This window comes from Mesorhizobium sp. Root102 (genome assembly GCF_001425625.1).
In the GTDB taxonomy this organism is placed as follows: domain Bacteria; phylum Pseudomonadota; class Alphaproteobacteria; order Rhizobiales; family Rhizobiaceae; genus Mesorhizobium.
In genome coordinates, this window is sequence record NZ_LMCP01000003.1 from 1 (window position 1) to 19242 (window position 19242).

Here is a 19242-nt window from a genome sequence, read left to right on the forward strand (position 1 = left end):
GATCAACTGCGCAGACACCTGAATGACTTCGTAGCAGCCTACAATTTTGCTCGCCGCCTCAAGACCCTAAAGGGCCTCACGCCTTACGAGTTCATATGCAAATCATGGACAAATGACCCGCAACGGTTCACCCTAAACCCGATCCAGCAAATGCCGGGACTGAACACTTAGGTTCTCCTTGCGCCACAAGAGTGCCTGTGATGGGCTGAATAGCCGCGCCTGCCTAGACTCGACTACCCGAGAGTTTGACTGGCAAGCGCATAGGTCACCGGTCCAGCTGAGCCGCCGACGGCAAACTCGTTGAGGGGCTTGCCCATCGACATGGTGAGCACCGTGTCGAAAACCGGCATTCCGCTGTGCGACAGAAAGGCTGCGAACTCGCCATTGTCCATATGGGTGTCGATGCGCAGGAAAGACCCCGAATGGTCGGCCACGTGCGGCCGGACGATCGCCACGGCGTCGGCGTCGCTTTCCGCCACGACCGGCCCCACGACATGGCCCCGCCCGAACGGCCGACAAAGCGCGAACGCGTTCAGCTTGTCACCCTTGAAAAGACCATAGCCGGCCGAGTGCGCGAAAAGTCTTTCGATGAGCGCCGCCCGCCTCACGCCAAATCCTGCCGCGTCGAGCGCGATTGCCGCGGGAATATCCCTTGCGTCCAAAGTCCGGACATCGCCTCGAATATCGGCCGGCCCAGCCATCGTCTGCATCCGGGCGATGCCCTGGCATTGATAAACGGTCTTCTCCGGCTGGAAGTCGAGCGAGAGATAGAGCCGTCTTGCCGCGCGCGTTGCATTAAGGCGCAAATCGTGCCCGGCGACCCTGTCGAAGACCCGCTTCATCAGCCATTGCCCCGCTCCCAGCGTCTGGAGTCGCGGCGAGGTGATGACCATCCCCACGGTGGCGAAATCGGCACCATGCGCGAACCACATAGCAGAACCGAGAACCCGGCCGATCTCGTCTAGCGCCACGAACCCCTCTCCCGATTCGCGCAGGAATTGCCAATCCTCGGCGCGATGCGGCCATCCCACGGAGAGCGAGAGTGCATGCAACCGGTCCAGCTCAACGCCTTCGATGTCGCCGATACGCATCGAGAAGGTATCGATTTTCAAGTTTCCGGACGGCTTCAAGTCCATGCCTCTGAAATATCCCGCAAATCGACCGGCAACACGCCGCAGCCGCCGTCTGTCAACCAACGCTAAACAAACAGGCCCGTACGATTTGCTCGAAAGCCCCCTGCCAACGCAAGATTCAACTGAAACATTTCCGCTTTCGGCACGCAATCGCGGGAGAACGCAGACATTCTCTGCGGAAATGTAGCAGCACACAATCGTCGGCATCGATCCCGGCGATCCCGATATGCTTTGAGGGCTGGAATGGACGTCTTCGACATCCTCGACCGTCTCGTCGCCTTCCCATCGGTCGCCGGCAAGCCGAACGGTGACATCGCCGACTGGATCGAGGCCTATCTCGCTGGGCACGGCGCGCAGGTCACGGTGCTGCCGGGGCCGGAAGGCGACCGTTCCAATCTTTTCGCGACGATCGGCCCTGTCGATGTCCCGGGCTACATCCTGTCCGGCCACATGGACGTCGTCCCCGCCGGCGAACCGCAGTGGAGCTCGGCCCCTTTTGCGCTGCGCCGGGAGGGCGAGCGGCTCTATGGACGCGGCACCACGGACATGAAGGGGTTTCTGGCTGCGGTGCTCGCGGCCGTGCCCACGCTGGCGAAGCTGCGCCTTGCCAGGCCAATCCATTTCGCCTTCTCCTATGACGAAGAGCTGGGATGCCGCGGCGTGCCGCATTTGATCGCCCGCCTTGCCGAACTTTGCGCCAAGCCGCTCGGCGTGATCGTCGGCGAGCCAAGTGGCTTGCGCGCCGTACGCGGCCACAAGGGCAAGGCAGCCGCCCGCGTGACGATCAACGGGCGCTCCGGCCATTCCTCGCGGCCCGACATCGGCCTCAACGCCGTCCACGCCATGGCCGAAACGCTGGCTGCGGTCGTGAGCGAAGCCGAGCGGCTGACGCATGGCCCGTTCGACCCGGCCTTCGCGCCGCCCTATTCCTCGCTGCAGGCTGGCGTCATCAAGGGCGGACAGTCGGTCAACATCATTCCCGACAGCTGCACGCTGGAGCTGGAGGCGCGCGCCATTCCGGGCGTTGACCCGGCCAGCCTGCTTGCACCGGTAAGGGCGAAGGCAGAGGCCTGTGAGGCCGACGGCTTTCGGGTCGAATGGACGCCGCTCAGCGCCTATCCGGCGCTGTCGCTGCCACAGGACGCGCCGGTGGCGGCGCTGCTGCAAGAGCTAACCGGCGAAACGCCGATCGCCGCCGTCAGCTACGGAACCGAGGCCGGACTCTACCAAGCCGCTGGCTTCGACGCAATCATCTGCGGCCCCGGCGACATCGGCCGTGCCCACAAGCCGGATGAGTACATTCTCACCAGCGAACTCATCGCCTGCCAGCGATTGGTCGAGGCGCTGGGCGCCCGCTGCGCGGCTTGAAGGGAATCGGAATGACATTCCTGTTCAATTCCGATGCGCGGCGCGGGGCGATCTTCGCCGAAGCCTTCGCCAAAGAACTGCCGGACGTCCGCTTTACCATCGATGCCACAACGGTCGATCCCGACGCGGTACGCTATCTCATTACCTGGACCGCGCCAGAAGACCTCGCCCGCTACCGGAACCTGGAGATCCTGTTTTCCCTGGGCGCAGGCGTTGACCAATTTCGCTTCGATGCCGTGCCGGCGAAGGCGAAGATCGTGCGGACGATCGAGGAAGGCATCGTGCGCATGATGCAGGAGTATGTGACGCTTGCCGTGCTCGCCCTGCATCGCAACGTGCCCGCCTATCTGGCGCACCAGCGCGCCGGCCAATGGCGCGACATCGGGCAACTCCAAGCCGGGTCGCGCCGGATCGGCGTGCTCGGCCTCGGGCAACTCGGCCAGGCCGTCCTCGATCGCCTGAAGCCCTTCGGCTTTCCGCTCGCCGGCTGGAGCCGCTCGCCGCGGCAGATCGAAGGCGTGACCTGTCATCATGGCGAACCTGGACTGGAGGAGATGCTCGTGGCCAGCGACATACTGGTCTGCCTGCTGCCATTGACGGAGGAAACGCGCGGTTTCCTCGATGCCGCCCTGTTCGCGAAGCTGCCCAAGGGCGCGGCGCTCATCCACACCGGCCGGGGGGCACAGCTCGATCATGAAGCACTTGCCGCCGCGCTCGACAGCGGCCACCTTTCGGCGGCGATGATCGATGTGACCGATCCCGAACCGCTGCCCGCGGGTCATCCTTTCTGGTCGCATCCGAAGATCATCCTGACCCCGCATGTCGCGAGCGTCACCCAGCCCGCGACCGCTGCGCGCGCCGTCATTGAAAACATCCGACGCCACCGCGCCGGCCTCGACCCCATTGGGCTCGTCGACCGGTCGCGCGGCTATTGAAGTCCAACCTGAAAGGCCATCCCTTGTCCCTGCTCAAGACCGTCGAAACCAGCCCTGCCTTCCCGCCGCGCGAATCCAGGGCGCTGCCCGAACGGCTGATAGCCGGCGAGCCTGCTTTCAAGACCTGGGCGCAGGACGCGGCCAAGGGCGATCTCGTCCATACCGGCGTCTGGGAAGCGACGCCGGGCGAGACGCGCTCGATCAAGGGGGAGACTTTCGAGTTCTGCCATATCCTCACCGGCGTGATTGAAATCACGCCCGATGGCGGCGAGGCGGTGACCTACCGCGCCGGCGACAGCTTCGTTATGAAGCCTGGCTTCACCGGTGTCTGGAAGACCATTGAAACGGTGCGCAAGATCTACGTGACGGTAGGGTAATGGCGTGCGAGCGAGGTGCTGGCCCCGCAACAGATTTTGCCGTCCCTCATCGCCAGCACGCAACAATCATCCGCGACTGATCGTCGAACGGTGCATGCTGCGCTCCTGCTCGCGCTAGGCTCCCGCAGAATGCTGCAAGGTGGTCGCCTATGAAGTTGAGCTTCGATCCGGATACCGTATCCCTTCCCATCGGCCATTTCATCGGCGGAGAGCTCATCGCGGCCGAGGGTGCGATCGAGATGCGCCGACCCTCGGATGGCAAGGCATACGCCGCCAGCCCCGTAGCCGACCTCGATATGGTCGACCGTGCGGTGGAGAGCGCCAAGGCGGCGTTGAAGGCCAGCAACTGGGGCGGCGTCCGGCCACGCGAGCGCACTCGGGCACTCCAGGCCTGGGCCGACCTGATCGAGGCGGAAGCCGAAACGCTGGCAAAAATCGAGGCGCTGTGCTCGACGCGGCCCGTCGGCCAGCTCGTTGCCGGCGACATCGCCGTGACCGCCGAGCAGATCCGCTTCTTTGCCGAATTCGCCGACAAGGAAGGCAGCGAACTGGTGCCCACGGACGATGCCACCCTTGGCATGATCATGAGCGAACCTTATGGCGTGGTAGGCGCGATCACGCCCTGGAATTTTCCTATCTCGATGGCCGGCTGGAAACTTGGTCCGGCACTCGCCGCGGGCAATGCGGTGGTGCTGAAGCCGTCGGAAATGACACCTTTCTCGGCCGTCTATATGGCAGAGCTCGCCGTCAGGGCTGGCCTGCCTGCCGGGCTGATCAACGTGGTGCTCGGCGACGGTCCGACGACCGGCACGGCGCTGACCGGTCATCCCGAGATCGCCAAGGTCAGCTTCACCGGCTCGACCCGCGCCGGCTCGGCCATCATGGAGAACATCGCCCGCACCGGCGTCAAGCCGATGACGCTGGAACTCGGCGGCAAGAGCCCGCAGATCGTCTTTGCCGATGCCGATCTGGAGAGGGCGGCGACAGCCATCGCCGGCAGCGTCACCTTCAACGCCGGCCAGGCCTGCGTCGCCGGCACGCGCCTGATTGTCGAGAGGAATGTGGCCCACAGGCTGACGGCCGCCATCCTGGACAAGATGAAGGCGGTGCGGCCCGGCCCCACCTGGAACGAGGCGACGCAGTATTCGCCGATCATCTCGGAACGGCAGCGAGCCCGTGTCGATAGCATCGTGCGGGCCTCCGTCGCGATCGGCGGCGAGTGCCTGACCGGCGGCGGCGCCATGGTCAGCCCCGGCTATTTCTACGAGCCGACACTGATCGCCAATGTCGACCAGGCCAACCCGGCGATCGTCGAGGAAATCTTCGGCCCGGTCCTGACCATCCAGACTTTCGAGACCGAGGAAGAGGCGCTGACGCTGTCCAGCCATCCGACCTACGGGCTGGCTTCCGGCCTGTTCACCTCCGACCTGTCCCGTACGATCCGCCTGGCACGCAAGCTCGAAGCGGGCACCGTCTGGATCAACCGCTACAGCCGCTCGCGCGACCATATCCTGCCAACTGGCGGCTACAAGCGCTCCGGTATCGGCAAGGATCTCGGCCGCGAGGCCTATCTCGCCAACCGCAGGACCAAGAGCGTCCTGATCAGCCTCTAGAGGGATGCCGATGAAGTCCTACTCGATCGCTTTGATCCCCGGTGACGGCATCGGCCGCGATGTGACCGCCGCCGCCTGGAGGGTGCTGGAAGCCACGGCCAAGAACTTCGGCTTTGCCCTGACGCGAACCGAGCTCCACTGGTCCTGCCGCTACTTCAAGGAAACCGGCCGCATGATGCCCGAGGACGGCATCGAGACCTTGCGCGGCTTCGACGCCATTCTTCTGGGCGCCGTCGGCTGGCCGGCGGAGGTGCCGGATTCGGTCTCGCTGCACGGCCTGCTGCTGCCGATCCGCAAGGCATTCTTGCAATACGCCAACATAAGGCCGCACCGCCTGCTGCCGGGCGTCACCGGACCGCTGCGGGCGGAAAACTTCGACATCCTCTGCATCCGCGAGAACACCGAGGGCGAATATTCGGGCGCGGGCGGACGCGTCCATCAGGGCACGCTGGACGAAGTTGCCGTGGAGACCTCGATCTTCACCCGCGCCGGCGTCGAGCGCATCCTGCGCTTCGGCTTCGAGCAGGCGCGGTCGCGCCGGCGCAAGCTGGCCTCGGTCACCAAGTCCAACGCGCAGAAATATTCGATGGTGTTCTGGGACGACATCACGCGAAAGCTGGCCGCGGATTATCCGGACGTCGACGTGACCAGCTATCATGTCGATGCGCTCGCCGCGCGCATGATCATGGCGCCGGAGAGCCTTGACGTCGTCGTCGCCTCCAACCTGTTCGGCGACATACTGACCGACATCGGCGCGGCGATCCAGGGCGGGCTCGGCTACGCCGCTTCCGCTAACATCAATCCCGACCGCTCGGCGCCGTCCATGTTCGAGCCTGTGCACGGCTCCGCGCCCGACATCGCCCATCTGGGCATCGCCAATCCGATCGCCACCATATGGTCCGGCGCCATGATGCTCGACCATCTCGGCGAAGCGGCCGCCGCCGGCCGGGTCATGCAAGCGGTCGAAGCGACAACCGCGCACGGCATTGGAACCACTCCTGGCAAAGACAGAACGGAGGCCATCACGGCCGCCGTCGTCGCAGCGCTCTCCTGATTGCAAGGTCGTTTTCGATGAAAAATCTCAAAGACAAAAGTCTGTTCCGCGAGGCCGGCCTGATCGGCGGCAAATGGGTCGCGGCCTCTTCCGGAAAGACGGTCGATATCGTCGATCCGGCGACCCAGGCAACGATCGGCACGGTGCCCGACATGGCCGGTCCGGAGACTCGCGCAGCGATAGACGCCGCGGCTTCCGCCTATGGCGATTGGAAGAAGAAGACCAACGCCGAGCGCTCGGGCCTCCTGGAGACCTGGCATGGCCTGATGCTCGCGCATCTGGACGATCTCGCGCTGATCTTGACGACGGAACAGGGCAAGCCGCTGGACGAGGCCAAAGGCGAGATCCGTTACGGCGCGTCCTTCGTCAAATGGTTCGCAGAGGAGGCACGCCGCATCAATGGCCACACCATCCCCTCGCCCACGCCGGACCGGCGCATCATCGTGCAGAAGGAACCGGTCGGGGTGTGCGGCATCATCACGCCGTGGAACTTCCCCAACGCGATGATCACCCGCAAGGTCGCGCCGGCGCTGGCCGCCGGCTGCACGGTGGTGATCAAGCCATCCGAGTTCACCCCCTATTCGGCGCTCGCGCTCGGCGTGCTTGCCGAACGCGCGGGCATCCCCGCCGGCGTCATCAACATCGTCACCGGCATGCCGGCCGAGATCGGCAAAGAGATCATGGCGAACGAGACCGTGCGCAAGATCTCTTTCACCGGCTCGACGCGGGTCGGTTCGCTGCTGATGCGCGGAGCGGCCGATACCGTGAAACGGCTCAGCCTCGAACTCGGCGGCAACGCGCCCCTCATCGTCTTCGACGACGCCGATCTCGATCTCGCCGTCGAGGGCGCGCTTGTCTCGAAGTTCCGCAACGGCGGCCAGACCTGCGTCTGCGCCAACCGCATCCTCGTCCAGGCCGGAGTCTACGAAACCTTCGCCGCGAAGCTTTCCGCCCGCGTCAACGCCATGAAGGTGGGGCCGGGCACAGAACCCGGTGTCGCCATCGGGCCGATGATCAACATGGCGGCGGTCGAGAAGATCAACCGCCACGTCGAGGATGCGCTCGCCAAAGGAGCGGCGATCATCACCGAAAAGCCGGCGCTGCCGGAGGGCCCTCAGTATGTCGCGCCGCTGGTGCTGACCGGCGCCACAAAAGACATGCAGCTCGCCGGCGAGGAAACGTTCGGCCCGGTCGCGCCGCTTTTCCGCTTCGAGACGGAAGAGGAGGCGATCGCGCTCGCCAACGGCACACCCTACGGCCTTGCCTCCTACTTCTACACAGAGAACCTGAAGCGCGCCTGGCGCGTCGGCGAGGCGTTGGAGTTCGGCATGGTGGGGCTCAACACCGGCTCGGTCTCGATGGAAGTCGCCCCCTTCGGCGGCGTCAAGCAGTCGGGCCTCGGCCGTGAGGGTGCGCAGGCCGGTATCGAGGAATATCTCGAGATGAAGAGCTTCCACATGGGCGGGCTCAGTTGAGGCAATTTGGCTGAAGCTCGACTACAACGGATCGACGATCACTGAATCCGATCGAGCGCCTTGTAGTAGAGGCCGACCATCGGAAGGAACCACGGCTTGCCGGAATAGCCGGGAATGGCAGGCCACTCGAACCCCTTCATCGGATTGCGATCCTCGCGACCGAGCATGGCATCGGCCATGATCATGCCGAGATGGGTGGAAAGCTGCGCGCCGTGACCGGAATAGCCCATCGCGTACCAGACACCGTCATGGTAGCCGGCCCGCGGAAAACGGTCCTTGGTCATGTCGACCAACCCACCCCAGCAATAGTCAATCTCGACCTTGGCGAGCTGCGGGAAGATAGCCGCGAGGCCGGCCCGCAATATCTGTCCGCTCCTGGCATCGGAGCGCTGGTCCGATGTCGCCGAAAAGCGCGCGCGACCGCCGAAGATCAGTCGCCTGTCCGGTGAAAGCCGGAAGTAGTTGCCGATGTTCATCGAGGTCACGCATGTCCGGTTGCCGGGCATGGTCGCGGCGATCTCGGCGTCGCTCAATGGCCGCGTGGCGATGATGAAGCTGCCGACGGAGATGATCCTGCGGCGAAAATAGCCGAAATTCGGCGTGGTATAGGCGCCGGTCGCTACCAGCACATTGTCGGCCTTGATCCGGCCGCGGGAGGTCGTCAGCTCATGCCTGCCACCGACCTGCTTGCGGTCGGTCACCGCTGCGTTCTCGTGGATGATGGCGCCGTGGCGGGCGGCGGCCGTGGCCAGGCCTGCCACATAGCGGCCCATATGCATCATGGCGCTCTTCTTCGACAGCATCGCGCCGTGGAAGGGCGAGCCGATCTCGGATTTGAGGTCGGCCGCCGACAGCAGCGCCGTATCCGGATCCACTTCCGCATGGAGGGCTTCGAAGTTGCGGGCGATCGCTTCGAAATGCTGCGGCTTGGAGGCGAGCTTCAGCTTGCCGGCGCGGCGGAAATTACAGTCGATGCCCTCTTCGGCAACCAGCGCCTCGATGGTGTCGACGGAGTCGTCGAGCGCGCGGTAGAGCGCGATTGCCCGTTCCTTCCCAAGCTCCGCCTTGGCCGAAAGATAGCTATGCGCGAGGCCGTTGTTCAGGTGCCCGCCATTGCGACCGGATGCGCCCCAGCCCACCCGCTCCGCCTCCAGCACCGCCACCTTCGCGCCGGCCTTCGCCAGTTGGCGCGCCGCGGCGAGACCAGTGAAGCCGCCACCGACGATGACGGCGTCATAGTGCCCCTCGACCGGGCCTTGCGCTCCGCCGGAAAAGACAGGGGCGGTATCGTGCCAGTAGGAGATCAGTTTCATCGGCAATCCGCCTGTTTCAAAGCCCGACCACGCCCGGAAGACCGGAAATGTCTGATATCTCGACATAGCCATAGTAAGGGTTTGCCGGTTCGTGGCCGCGATTGACCCAGACCTTGTTCTTGATGCCGAGATCGTGCGCCGACATCAGGTCGTAGCGGAACGAGGACGAGCAGTGAAGAATATCTTCCGGCCCGCAACCCAGCATGTCGAGCATGTACTCGAACCCCTTGAACCGGGGCTTGTAGGCCTGCGCCTGCTCGGCCGTATAGACGGCATGGAACGGCGCGCCGAGCTTCTCGACATTGGACATGATCTGCGCGTTCATGGCGTTGGACAGGATGACAAGCGGAATTTCCTTGGCGACCTTCGCCAGGCCTGCCGGGACATCTGCATGGGGCCCCCAGGTCGGGACACGTTCATAGACCATCCTGGCGTCGTCGGGGCTGAAGGCGACGCCGTTGCGCTTGCAGGAGCGTTCAAGCGCGTTGTGGACAACCTCGGCATAGGGCTTCCAGTCGCCCATGATCTCGTCGAGCCGATACGCGGCGAAGTTCTTGATGAACTCCTGCATGCGCGCCTCGTCCAGCCGGCTGCCGTAAAGGTCGCGCGCCGCTTCCGCCATCTGGAAATTGGTCAACGTGCCATAGCAGTCGAAGGTGATGTATTTGGGCCGGAAAGAAGCCATGTCTGTCGATCTCCCGTGGAAGCACACAAGCTTTGCGATGCACTTCATCATAAGTCGCCAGGCGACGAGCCACCTGACCGAAATGGGCCTCCCGAAAGCAGAAAGTTCCGTATCCGCCATCCGGTTTGGCACGCAGTGGCATCTTGACGGCCAATGAGAGTGCCTTTCGCGACCTAAGGCGCACTCATCGCGGAGGCCGCCAGCACAAGATGCGGCGCATCCCTTGTGCTACGGCGAAAGATACTGCCCAAGCCAGGACCTTCAGACGATCTGCGACGCGCCGATGGCCGAGACTGGCGTCAGACGGAAGGGATGCCTCATGCAGCTGAGCGAGATCCAACTCCAGGCGTTCGGGCCGGAACATATCGAGGGCGCAGTGGCGCTATCTCGCCAGGAGAACTGGCCGCATCGCCCGCAGGACTGGCAGATGGCGCTGCGGCTCTCAAGCGGCGCGGTCGCGCTCGACGACCAGGGCCGCGTCACCGGAACCATTCTGGTAACGCCCTACGGCGCGGCTTGCGCCATGATCAACATGGTGATCGTCGACAAGAACGTGCGAGGCAAGGGGCTTGGGCGCCGGCTCATGGATCAGGCCCTCGCTCTTGCCGGCGACCGTCCGCTGCGGCTCGTCGCGACGACGGCCGGCATGCAGCTCTATGAGAAGCTTGGCTTCGTGCCGTCTGGCACGATCCTGCAGCATCAGGGCAACGTTACAGAGCTTGGCGCGCCCGAGGGCGTGGAAGCAGCGGGTGCCGATGATCTACCGACGATCAAAGCGATGGACCGCGACGCCTATGGCGCCAACCGTGAAGCTCTGATCGATGCGCTGGCCGAGCGCGGCCAATTCGCGATCATCCGCCGCAACGGCGCCATCGAGGCCTATGCGGCGATCCGCCCGTTTGGACGCGGCGAGGTGATCGGCCCGGTCATCGCCGGAAATGTCGAGGACGCCAAGGCACTCATCAGATTCTTCGCCACAACGCGCCCCGGCGCCTTCCTGCGTGTGGATACCGACAGCAGGGCCGGCATCGCCGACTGGCTCGGGGAAATCGGCCTCGCACATGTCGGCGGCGGCGTGACCATGGACCGTCCGTCCAGGAAGGACGCGGCACAGGCCCGGCCAAAAGTATACGCCCTCGCCAACCAGGCGCTCGGTTAATCCGGAGGACAACCATGCTCGCCAATTCCCTGATCGAACTCGACCGCGCCCATCTCATCCATCCGGTCTCGTCCTATCGCGGCCATGAGGCGCTCGGTGTGCGCGTCTTGAAATCGGCGAAGGGCGCGACCGTGACCGACGCGTCCGGCAAGCAACTCGTAGACGGTTTCGCCGGCCTGTGGTGCGTCAACGCCGGCTATGGCCACGACAGCATCGTCGAGGCCGCAGCCCGGCAGATGCGTGAGCTTCCCTATGCCACCGCCTATTTCGATCTCGGCTCGGAGCCGGCCATCCGGCTCGCCTCGGAACTGGCCGAGCGCGCTCCCGGAGATCTCAACCACGTCTTTTTCACGCTCGGGGGGTCGGACGCGGTCGACAGCACGATCCGTTTCGTCCGCTACTACTGGAATGCTATGGGCGAGCCGCAACGCGACCAGTTCATTTCCATAGAGCAGGGTTATCACGGATCGTCGGTGGTCGGCGCGGGCCTCACCGCGCTGCCCGCCTTTCACGCCGGTTTCGGCATTCCCTTCGAATGGCAGCACAAGATCCCTTCTCCCTATCCCTATCGCAACCCGGTGGGCGAGGACGGCAACGCGATCATCGCCGCATCGCTCGGCGCGCTGAAGGCCAAGATCGAGGAGATCGGACCGGAGCGGGCCGCTGCCTTCTATGCCGAGCCGATCCAGGGCTCGGGCGGCGTCATCGTCCCGCCGAAGGGCTGGATCAAGGCGGTGCGCGAGCTCTGCAGGGAGTACGGCATCCTGTTCATCGCCGACGAGGTGATCACCGGTTTCGGCCGCACCGGACCCCTGTTCGCCTGCACGGATGAGGACATCGTTCCCGATTTCATGACGACCGCCAAAGGGCTGACGTCGGGCTATGTGCCAATGGGCGCCGTATTCATGTCCGATCATGTCTACGGCGTCATCGCCGATGGCGCGGGCGCTTCTGCGGTCGGCCACGGCTACACCTACTCCGCCCATCCCGTCAGCGCCGCCGTCGCGCTCGAAGTGTTGAGGCTCTACGAAGACGGCCTTCTGGAGAATGGCATCAAGGCCGGCGCCCGCCTGATGGCGGGGCTGGCAGGCCTGAGCGACCACCCTCTCGTCGGCGATGTGCGCGGTCGCGGCATGCTTGCTGCGATTGAACTGGTGGTCGACAAGCAGAAGAAAACACCGCTTCCGGCGTCAGCCATGCCGGCGCGGCGCGTCTTCGACAGGGCGTGGGAAAACGGTCTGATCATCCGTGCCTTTGCCAACGGGGTTCTCGGCTACGCTCCCCCGCTCTGCTGCACTGACGACGACATCGATGCGATCATCGAGCGCACGCGCCGGACGCTCGACCAGACGCTGGCCGATCCCGATGTCCGCCAGGCTCTGGTATGACGGGCGACGAATACCGCGCGTTTCGAAATAGCGCCGGGGCAGACGATTTCGCAATTTTGTGCCGCCCCCTCACGCCTTTTCGGCGAATTCGGCGCGGGGGAAGTGCCAGACTGCAGTTAAGACAAGGCCAGAAAGCTCGGATCTCCGGGCCTTTGAAAAAGGCCGACGCCCCGGACAGCACGGAATTTTGTTCTGTTCAGCACATGCAATCCGGCCGCGCGCAGAGGAGAGCCAGTCTTGCCCAGGGGCTTTAGCGAATTCGAATACATGACCTTCGATGTCGTCGGCACGCTGATCGACTTCGAAGGCGGCATCACGACCTGCCTGGCCGGGATTGCAGCCGACGCTGGCGTTTCCATCGATGGCGAAGCCGCATTGGCCTTGTACCGGCAGGCCCGCTACATGCCAGATGCGGGCCTGTTTCCCGACGATCTCGTACGTGTCTATATGGTCATCGCGCCGCGGCTCGGCCTGCCGGCCGAGGAGCAATACGGCGCCCGCCTGCGGGACTCCGCCAGCGCCTGGCAAGGTTTCCCCGACAGCGCAGCGGCATTGGCCGGGCTTGCGAAATCCCACAAGCTGATTGCCATGACCAATGCCCGGCGATGGGCGCTCGATCATTTCGAGAAGCGCCTCGGATTGCCCTTCTTCGCGACCTTCACCGCTGACGATACCGGCACGGAAAAACCGGACCCGGCCTTTTTCCAGAAGGTCTTCGATTTCGTGGCCTCAAGGGGCGACAGCAAGGATGACATCCTGCACGTCGCGCAAAGCCAGTATCACGATATCGGCATATCCCGGGCGCTTGGCTTGACCAACTGCTGGATCGAGCGCCGGCAAGCCCAGAAGGGCTATGGCGGCACGATCGAGCCCGAGCGCTTCACCGTGCCGGACCACCACTTCACGTCGATGGCGGCCTTGGCGGCGGCCGTGCGGGAAAGCCTGAAGGAACGAACCTGAGCCCAAGCCCGGAAAGCCGCGTCAAGACGAGCAACCTGGAAAACAAACAGAAAGGGGAATGATATGACAGACAAGATCACGAACTGGACCAGCGCAGATGATGCCATGGTCGAAAATGCCATTCGGCGGGGCGCGAGCCGCCGCGAACTCCTCAAGATGCTGTTGGCCGGCGGCGCCGCGGTTGCCGCGGGCAGCATGGTACTTGGCCGCGCCACCAATGCCGTCGCCGCCACGCCGGTTTCCGGCGGGAGTTTCAAGGCCGCCGGCTGGTCGTCCTCGACCGCCGACACGCTCGATCCGGCAAAGGCGTCGCTGTCGACCGACTATGTCCGCTGCTGCTCGCTCTACAACCGCCTGACTTTCCTCGACAAGGACGGCGTCACGCAGATGGAGCTGGCTGAAAGCTTCGACAGCAAGGACGCGAAGACCTGGACCGTGAAGCTGCGCAAGGGCGTCACCTTCCACGACGGCAAGGACCTCACCGCCGACGACGTCGTCTTCTCGATGACGCGCCATCTCGATCCGGCGGTCGGTTCCAAGGTCGCCAAGATCGCCGCGCAGATGACCGGCTTCAAGGCGGTCGACAAGTCGACCGTGGAAATCACGCTGGCCGATCCGAATGCCGACCTTCCGACCATCCTGGCGCTGCACCACTTCATGATCGTGGCGGACGGCACCACCGACTTCTCCAAGGGCAACGGCACGGGCGCCTTCGTGCTTCAAACGTTCGAACCGGGCGTGCGGTCGGTTGTCTCCAAGAACAAGAACTATTGGAAGTCGGGCAAGCCTTATCTCGACTCGTTCGAATTCATCGCTATCAGCGAGGACAGCGCCCGCGTGAACGCGCTCCTGTCTGGCGACATCAATTTCGCCGCCTCGATCAATCCGCGCGCGATGAAGCTCATCGGCGGCCAGCAGGGCTTCGAATTGTCGAAGACGACCTCGGGCAACTACACGGACCTCAACATCCGGCTCGACATGGATCCGGGCAGCAAGGCCGATTTCGTGGCCGGCATGAAGTATCTCGTCAACCGCGAGCAGATCGTCAAATCGGCATTGCGCGGCCTCGGCGAAGTCGGCAACGACCAGCCCGTCTCGCCGGCGAACATCTTCCACAATGCCGACCTCAAGCCGAAGGCCTTCGACCCGGACAAGGCCAAATTCCACTTCCAGAAGTCGGGCCTGCTTGGCCAGTCCATCCCCGTGGTCGCCTCCGATGCCGCGACCTCTTCGATCGACATGGCGACGATCGTCCAGGCCGCCGGTGCCGAGATCGGCATGAAGCTCGATGTCCAGCGCGTCCCGTCCGACGGCTACTGGGACAATTACTGGCTGAAGGCACCGATCCATTTCGGCAACATCAATCCGCGGCCGACGCCGGACATCCTGTTCTCGCTCCTCTACGCTTCCAACGCCCCGTGGAACGAAAGCCAGTACAAGTCCGAGAAATTCGATAAGCTGCTCGTCGAGGCGCGCGGCTCGCTCGACCAGGCCAAGCGCAAGGAAATCTACAACCAGATGCAGGTCATGGTCTCCGAGGAGGCCGGCACCATCATCCCGGCCTATATTTCCAACGTGGATGCCCTCTCCAGCAAGGTGAAGGGTTTGGAAGCGAACCCGCTCGGTGGCATGATGGGCTATGCGATGGCGGAATATCTCTGGCTCGAAGCCTGAGAGGCGCCTGGCGGGGACCGGACCTTCGGTCCCCGGCACCCCATTGCGCAACATGGCTTGGCCGAACGCAACGCAGGAGCGCTTCCATGACGTCTGGGGTTCTCAACCTCGTGCTGAAGCGGCTGGCGATCGCGGCTGTCACGCTTTTGATCGTGCTGTTCGCCGTTTTTTTCGCCACCAGCATGCTGCCCGGCGACACCGCGTCGATCCTGCTCGGCCAGGCCGCGACTCCGGAAGCCGTCGCCGGCCTGCGCGAGGCCATGCATCTCAACGATCCGGCAATCCTGCGCTTCCTGCGCTGGCTTCTCGGCCTGCTCCACGGCGACCTCGGCACCTCCTATGCCAACGACATGCCGGTCGCCGCACTGATCGGCGGACGCTTCGTAAACACCATGAAGCTGGCCGGCATCACCACGCTGCTCTCGGTGCCGCTGGCGCTGACGCTCGGCATCACCGCCGCCATGTTGCGCGGTTCTCCTTACGACCGCACCGTCACCATTCTTTCGATCGGCATCATCTCCGTGCCGGAATTCATGGTCGCGACCCTCGCGGTCCTGCTTTTCGCCGTTTACCTCAAATGGCTGCCGGCGCTGTCCTCGGTCAACGAGGCGCATTCGCTGACCGACCTCGTGCGCATCTATGCAATGCCGGTGATCACGCTCACCTTCGTCATCTCCGCCCAGATGATCCGCATGACCCGCGCCGCGGTGATCGAGACGCTTTCCACACCTTATGTCGAGATGGCGCTTCTAAAGGGCGCATCGCGCGGCCGCATGGTCCTGAGGCATGCGCTTCCGAACGCTCTCGGGCCGATCGTCAACGCCGTCGCGCTCTCGCTGTCCTATCTGGTCGGCGGCGTCATCATCGTGGAGACGATCTTCAATTATCCCGGCATCGCCAAGCTGATGGTTGATGCGGTCGCGACCCGCGACCTGCCGCTGATCCAAAGCTGCGCAATGATCTTCTGCCTCGGCTATCTCGCCCTCATCACGACCGCCGACATCATCGCCGTCATTTCCAACCCGAGGCTCAGATAACGATGGCGCGCGCCGCAGTCTCCCGACGGTCCTTCCTTGGCCACAGCTACAATCTCGTGGGCGTCGTGGCCGCGCTGGTCATACTGGCGTGGACGCTCGTCGCGATCTTCGCGCCCTACATCCTTCCCCATCCGATCGGCGAGATCGTCGACGACGACTATTTCGGCCCGATGCGCCAGGGGCTTTGGTTCGGCTCGGACTACCTGGGACGCGATATGCTTTCACGGGTTCTGATGGGCGCACGCTACACTGTCGGCATATCGCTTGCGGCCGTCTGTATCGCCTGCTTTTCCGGCGTCGTGCTGGGGATGATCGCGGCCGTCACCGGCGGCTGGCTCGACAGCTGCCTCAGCCGCTTCCTGGACGCCATGAACTCGATCCCCAGCAAGCTGTTCGGTCTTGTGGTCGTCGCCGCGGTCGGCTCGTCGATCCCGGCGCTGATCCTGACGCTCGCCGTCATCTACATTCCGGGCGCCTACCGCTTCGCGCGGGCGCTTGCTGTCAACATCAACACCATGGACTTCATGACCGTCGCTCGCGTGCGCGGCGAAAGCATCGGTTATCTCATCGGGTCCGAGATCCTGCCCAACATCATCCGGCCGGTGCTCGCCGACTTCGGGCTGCGCTTCGTCTTCATCGTGCTGCTGCTTTCCGGCCTCTCCTTCCTGGGGCTCGGCCTGCAGCCGCCGCTCGCCGACTGGGGCGCGCTGGTGCGCGAGAACATCGGCGGCCTGCCCTTCGCGGCGCCAGCCGTTATCGTGCCTTCGCTGGCAATCGCCAGCCTCACCATCAGCGTCAACCTGCTGATCGACAACCTGCCGCAGAAGATCAGGGACAGGAACGCATGACCAATCTCGTCGAGGTCAGGAACCTGAGGATCGAGGCGACGACGGACGCCGGACGGCTTGTCGAAATCATCAGGGGCGTCAGCCTCGACATCGCCGACGGCGAGATCGTCGCCCTTATCGGCGAGAGCGGCTCCGGCAAGACGACGGTAGCGCTCTCGCTCATGGGCTATGCGCGGCCCGGCTGCCGGATCACCGGCGGCGAGATCAATGTAAACGGCAAGAACATGGCAGCGCTCTCCGAAAAGGAACGCGCCAAGCTGCGCGGCACCGATATTGCCTATGTTCCGCAAAGTGCTGCCGCTGCCTTTAACCCCTCGTCGACGATCATGGAGCAGGTCATCGAGGTCACGCGAATCCACGGTCTGATGCCGCCCGAGAAGGCGCGCCAGCGCGCGGTCGAGCTGTTCCGGGCCTTGTCGTTGCCAGATCCGGAAGGGATCGGAGCGCGCTATCCGCACCAGGTTTCGGGCGGGCAATTGCAGCGGCTGTCGGCGGCCATGGCGCTCATCGGCGATCCCAAGCTGATGATCTTCGACGAGCCGACGACTGCACTCGACGTGACGACGCAGATCGACGTGCTGAAGGCATTCAAGTCGGTCATGCGGGCGGGCGGAATTGCGGGTGTCTACGTTTCCCACGACCTGGCGGTCGTTGCCCAGATCGCCGACCGCATCGTGGTGCTGAAAGGCGGCGAAGTGCAGGAGACCGGCACCACGGCGGCAATCCTTTCAGCCGCCCAGCACCCCTACACGCGCGAACTGCTGGCCGCCTTCGAACCTAAGCCGCGGCAATCACATGCAGACGCCGACGCCAGGACGAAACAGCTGCTGCGTATCGACAATGTGACGGCCGGCTATGGCGCGGTGCGCGATGACGGACTGCCGCTAATCCGCGCTGTCGATTCCGTCAGCCTCGTCGTGGAGACCGGGCGCAATCTCGGCGTCATCGGCGAATCCGGCTGTGGGAAATCGACGCTGGCGCGAGTCATCGCCGGCATCCATCCGGCGGCGGCCGGCGACATCGTCTTCGACGGCAAGCAACTGGAGCGCGCCGCCAGGAAACGCAGCCAGGACCAGCTGCGCGAGATGCAAATCGTGTTCCAATATGCCGACACCGCGCTCAATCCAGCCAAGCCGGTGGAGGACATCATCTCCCGCCCGTTGGCCTTCTATCACCGGTTAGACCGGCAGGCGCGCTCGAAGCGCGTAGACGAGTTGCTCGACATGGTGCGCCTGCCGCGAGGCCTGCGCTACAGACATCCATCGGAGCTGTCGGGCGGCCAGAAGCAGCGGGTGAACTTCGCGCGCGCTCTGGCGGCCGGCCCCAAGCTGATCATTTGCGACGAAATCACCTCGGCGCTCGACACGGTGGTGGCGTCCGCCGTGATCGAGCTGCTCAAGGAACTGCAGCGCGAGTTGGGCCTTTCCTACATTTTCATCAGCCACGACCTCTCGGTAGTCGAAGCGATCTGCGACGAAATCATGGTCATGTACAACGGCGAGCGGGTGGAGCAAATCACGCCCGACAAGCTCAAGGCGCCCACCCATCCTTATTCCAAGCTTCTGTTCTCCTCCGTGCCGAAGCTTGACCCAACGTGGCTCGATGGCCTCGTCCGCGACCCCGAGCTCGTCAGCCAGTACGGCCATCGCTGACGAAACTGCAGAGCCTCACCTGGGAAACAGGCTGGGCAACGGCATGTGCGCCTTGACGATGGGGGACTTCAGCACCACGAAGCTGAAATACTTGTCGATGCCGATATCCATGTCGGTCAGACGCTCCATGATCGTCTGGTACTCGCCGATGCCGGCGGTCACGAATTTCATCAGGTAGTCGTAGCCGCCCGACACGAGGTGGCATTCGATGACCTGATCGATCTTCTCCACGACGGCGAGAAAGCGGGCGAAGTCCACCTGGCGGTGGTTCCTCAGGGTGATTTCGGTGAATACGGTCAACATCTGGCCGAGCTTGCCGATATTGACCTGTGCGGAATAGCCCTCGATGTAGCCTTCCGACTGCAATTTCTTGACCCGCATCAGGCACGGGCTTGGCGACAGATGCACCAGATCAGCCAGTTCCACATTGGTGATGCGGCCATTCTTCTGCAATTCGTGAAGAATTTTGATGTCGATCCGATCCAGTTTCACGGCTGCCTCCGCAGAACTCATGCCACAGCACAAAATGCTGCCTTGCCGATATCCGTCGACATTACCACAGCCCGCCTGC

At 63.8% G+C, this 19242-nt stretch carries 18 protein-coding genes; 14 read left to right on the forward strand and 4 right to left on the reverse strand.

All coding sequences use genetic code 11. From position 1 onward, the window contains the following. The coding region (locus ASD12_RS32760) for an IS3 family transposase (RefSeq protein WP_348271705.1) at positions 1-171 on the forward strand (171 nt) is incomplete at its 5' end. A 62-nt stretch (positions 172-233) separates the two neighbouring features. Here ASD12_RS32760 and ASD12_RS04655 read toward each other — a convergent pair. Next, positions 234-1136 (reverse strand): GNAT family N-acetyltransferase, encoded by a 903-nt coding sequence (locus ASD12_RS04655; protein ID WP_056582409.1) that lies wholly within the window; start codon positions 1134-1136, stop codon positions 234-236. Positions 1137-1376: 240 nt separating this feature from the next. On the opposite strand from ASD12_RS04655, the gene argE reads away from it, so the two are divergent. The 6 genes from argE (at position 1377) to ASD12_RS04685 (ending at position 7955) form a co-directional block, all read left to right on the forward strand. Beyond that, positions 1377-2501, forward strand: a complete 1125-nt coding sequence (argE, locus tag ASD12_RS04660) for an acetylornithine deacetylase (protein WP_056582411.1) — start codon at positions 1377-1379, stop codon at positions 2499-2501. Between the two features lie 11 nt (positions 2502-2512). Then, positions 2513-3436: a glyoxylate/hydroxypyruvate reductase A gene (locus ASD12_RS04665; RefSeq protein WP_056582413.1), complete on the forward strand. Its 924-nt coding sequence runs from the start codon at positions 2513-2515 to the stop codon at positions 3434-3436. Between the two features lie 23 nt (positions 3437-3459). Continuing rightward, entirely contained in the window at positions 3460-3813 is a 354-nt protein-coding gene (locus ASD12_RS04670) for a cupin domain-containing protein (protein WP_056582416.1), read from the forward strand. A 149-nt stretch (positions 3814-3962) separates the two neighbouring features. Then, positions 3963-5426, forward strand: coding sequence for an aldehyde dehydrogenase family protein (locus ASD12_RS04675; protein WP_056582418.1), 1464 nt, complete (start codon positions 3963-3965; stop codon positions 5424-5426). A gap of 10 nt (positions 5427-5436) precedes the next feature. Further along, on the forward strand, positions 5437-6480 hold the full coding sequence (locus ASD12_RS04680) for a tartrate dehydrogenase (RefSeq protein ID WP_056582729.1): 1044 nt from the start codon (positions 5437-5439) through the stop codon (positions 6478-6480). A gap of 17 nt (positions 6481-6497) precedes the next feature. Beyond that, positions 6498-7955, forward strand: a complete 1458-nt coding sequence (locus ASD12_RS04685) for an NAD-dependent succinate-semialdehyde dehydrogenase (protein WP_056582420.1) — start codon at positions 6498-6500, stop codon at positions 7953-7955. Positions 7956-7993: 38 nt separating this feature from the next. Here ASD12_RS04685 and ASD12_RS04690 read toward each other — a convergent pair whose 3' ends face one another. Further along, positions 7994-9268, reverse strand: coding sequence for an FAD-binding oxidoreductase (locus ASD12_RS04690; RefSeq protein WP_056582422.1), 1275 nt, complete (start codon positions 9266-9268; stop codon positions 7994-7996). Positions 9269-9284: 16 nt separating this feature from the next. Next, positions 9285-9953, reverse strand: coding sequence for a haloacid dehalogenase type II (locus ASD12_RS04695; protein WP_056582424.1), 669 nt, complete (start codon positions 9951-9953; stop codon positions 9285-9287). A 319-nt stretch (positions 9954-10272) separates the two neighbouring features. Between ASD12_RS04695 and ASD12_RS04705 the strand changes: the two genes are divergently transcribed. The 7 genes from ASD12_RS04705 to ASD12_RS04735 all read left to right on the forward strand — a co-directional run bounded on the left by ASD12_RS04705 (position 10273) and on the right by ASD12_RS04735 (position 18671). Continuing rightward, complete coding sequence (locus ASD12_RS04705) at positions 10273-11112, forward strand: GNAT family N-acetyltransferase (protein ID WP_056582428.1); 840 nt, start codon at positions 10273-10275, stop codon at positions 11110-11112. Positions 11113-11126: 14 nt separating this feature from the next. Then, the gene (locus ASD12_RS04710; protein WP_056582430.1) at positions 11127-12500 is read left to right on the forward strand and encodes an aspartate aminotransferase family protein; all 1374 of its coding nucleotides are present in this window, start codon (positions 11127-11129) and stop codon (positions 12498-12500) included. Between the two features lie 237 nt (positions 12501-12737). Then, positions 12738-13460 carry an HAD-IA family hydrolase gene (locus tag ASD12_RS04715; RefSeq protein WP_056582433.1) on the forward strand — a complete coding sequence of 241 codons (723 nt, stop codon included), beginning with the start codon at positions 12738-12740 and terminating at the stop codon, positions 13458-13460. A gap of 63 nt (positions 13461-13523) precedes the next feature. Continuing rightward, positions 13524-15134, forward strand: a complete 1611-nt coding sequence (locus tag ASD12_RS04720; protein WP_056582435.1) for an ABC transporter substrate-binding protein — start codon at positions 13524-13526, stop codon at positions 15132-15134. A gap of 86 nt (positions 15135-15220) precedes the next feature. Next, positions 15221-16171, forward strand: coding sequence for an ABC transporter permease (locus ASD12_RS04725; protein ID WP_056582436.1), 951 nt, complete (start codon positions 15221-15223; stop codon positions 16169-16171). A gap of 2 nt (positions 16172-16173) precedes the next feature. Next, positions 16174-17019, forward strand: coding sequence for an ABC transporter permease (locus ASD12_RS04730; RefSeq protein WP_200950969.1), 846 nt, complete (start codon positions 16174-16176; stop codon positions 17017-17019). Beyond that, positions 17016-18671 carry an ABC transporter ATP-binding protein gene (locus ASD12_RS04735; protein ID WP_056582438.1) on the forward strand — a complete coding sequence of 552 codons (1656 nt, stop codon included), beginning with the start codon at positions 17016-17018 and terminating at the stop codon, positions 18669-18671. The genes ASD12_RS04730 and ASD12_RS04735 overlap by 4 nt, the downstream gene beginning before the upstream one ends. A 15-nt stretch (positions 18672-18686) precedes the next feature. On the opposite strand, the gene ASD12_RS04740 is transcribed toward ASD12_RS04735, so the two are convergent. Next, positions 18687-19163 carry an Lrp/AsnC family transcriptional regulator gene (locus ASD12_RS04740; RefSeq protein WP_056582439.1) on the reverse strand — a complete coding sequence of 159 codons (477 nt, stop codon included), beginning with the start codon at positions 19161-19163 and terminating at the stop codon, positions 18687-18689. Positions 19164-19242: the final 79 nt, after the last annotated feature.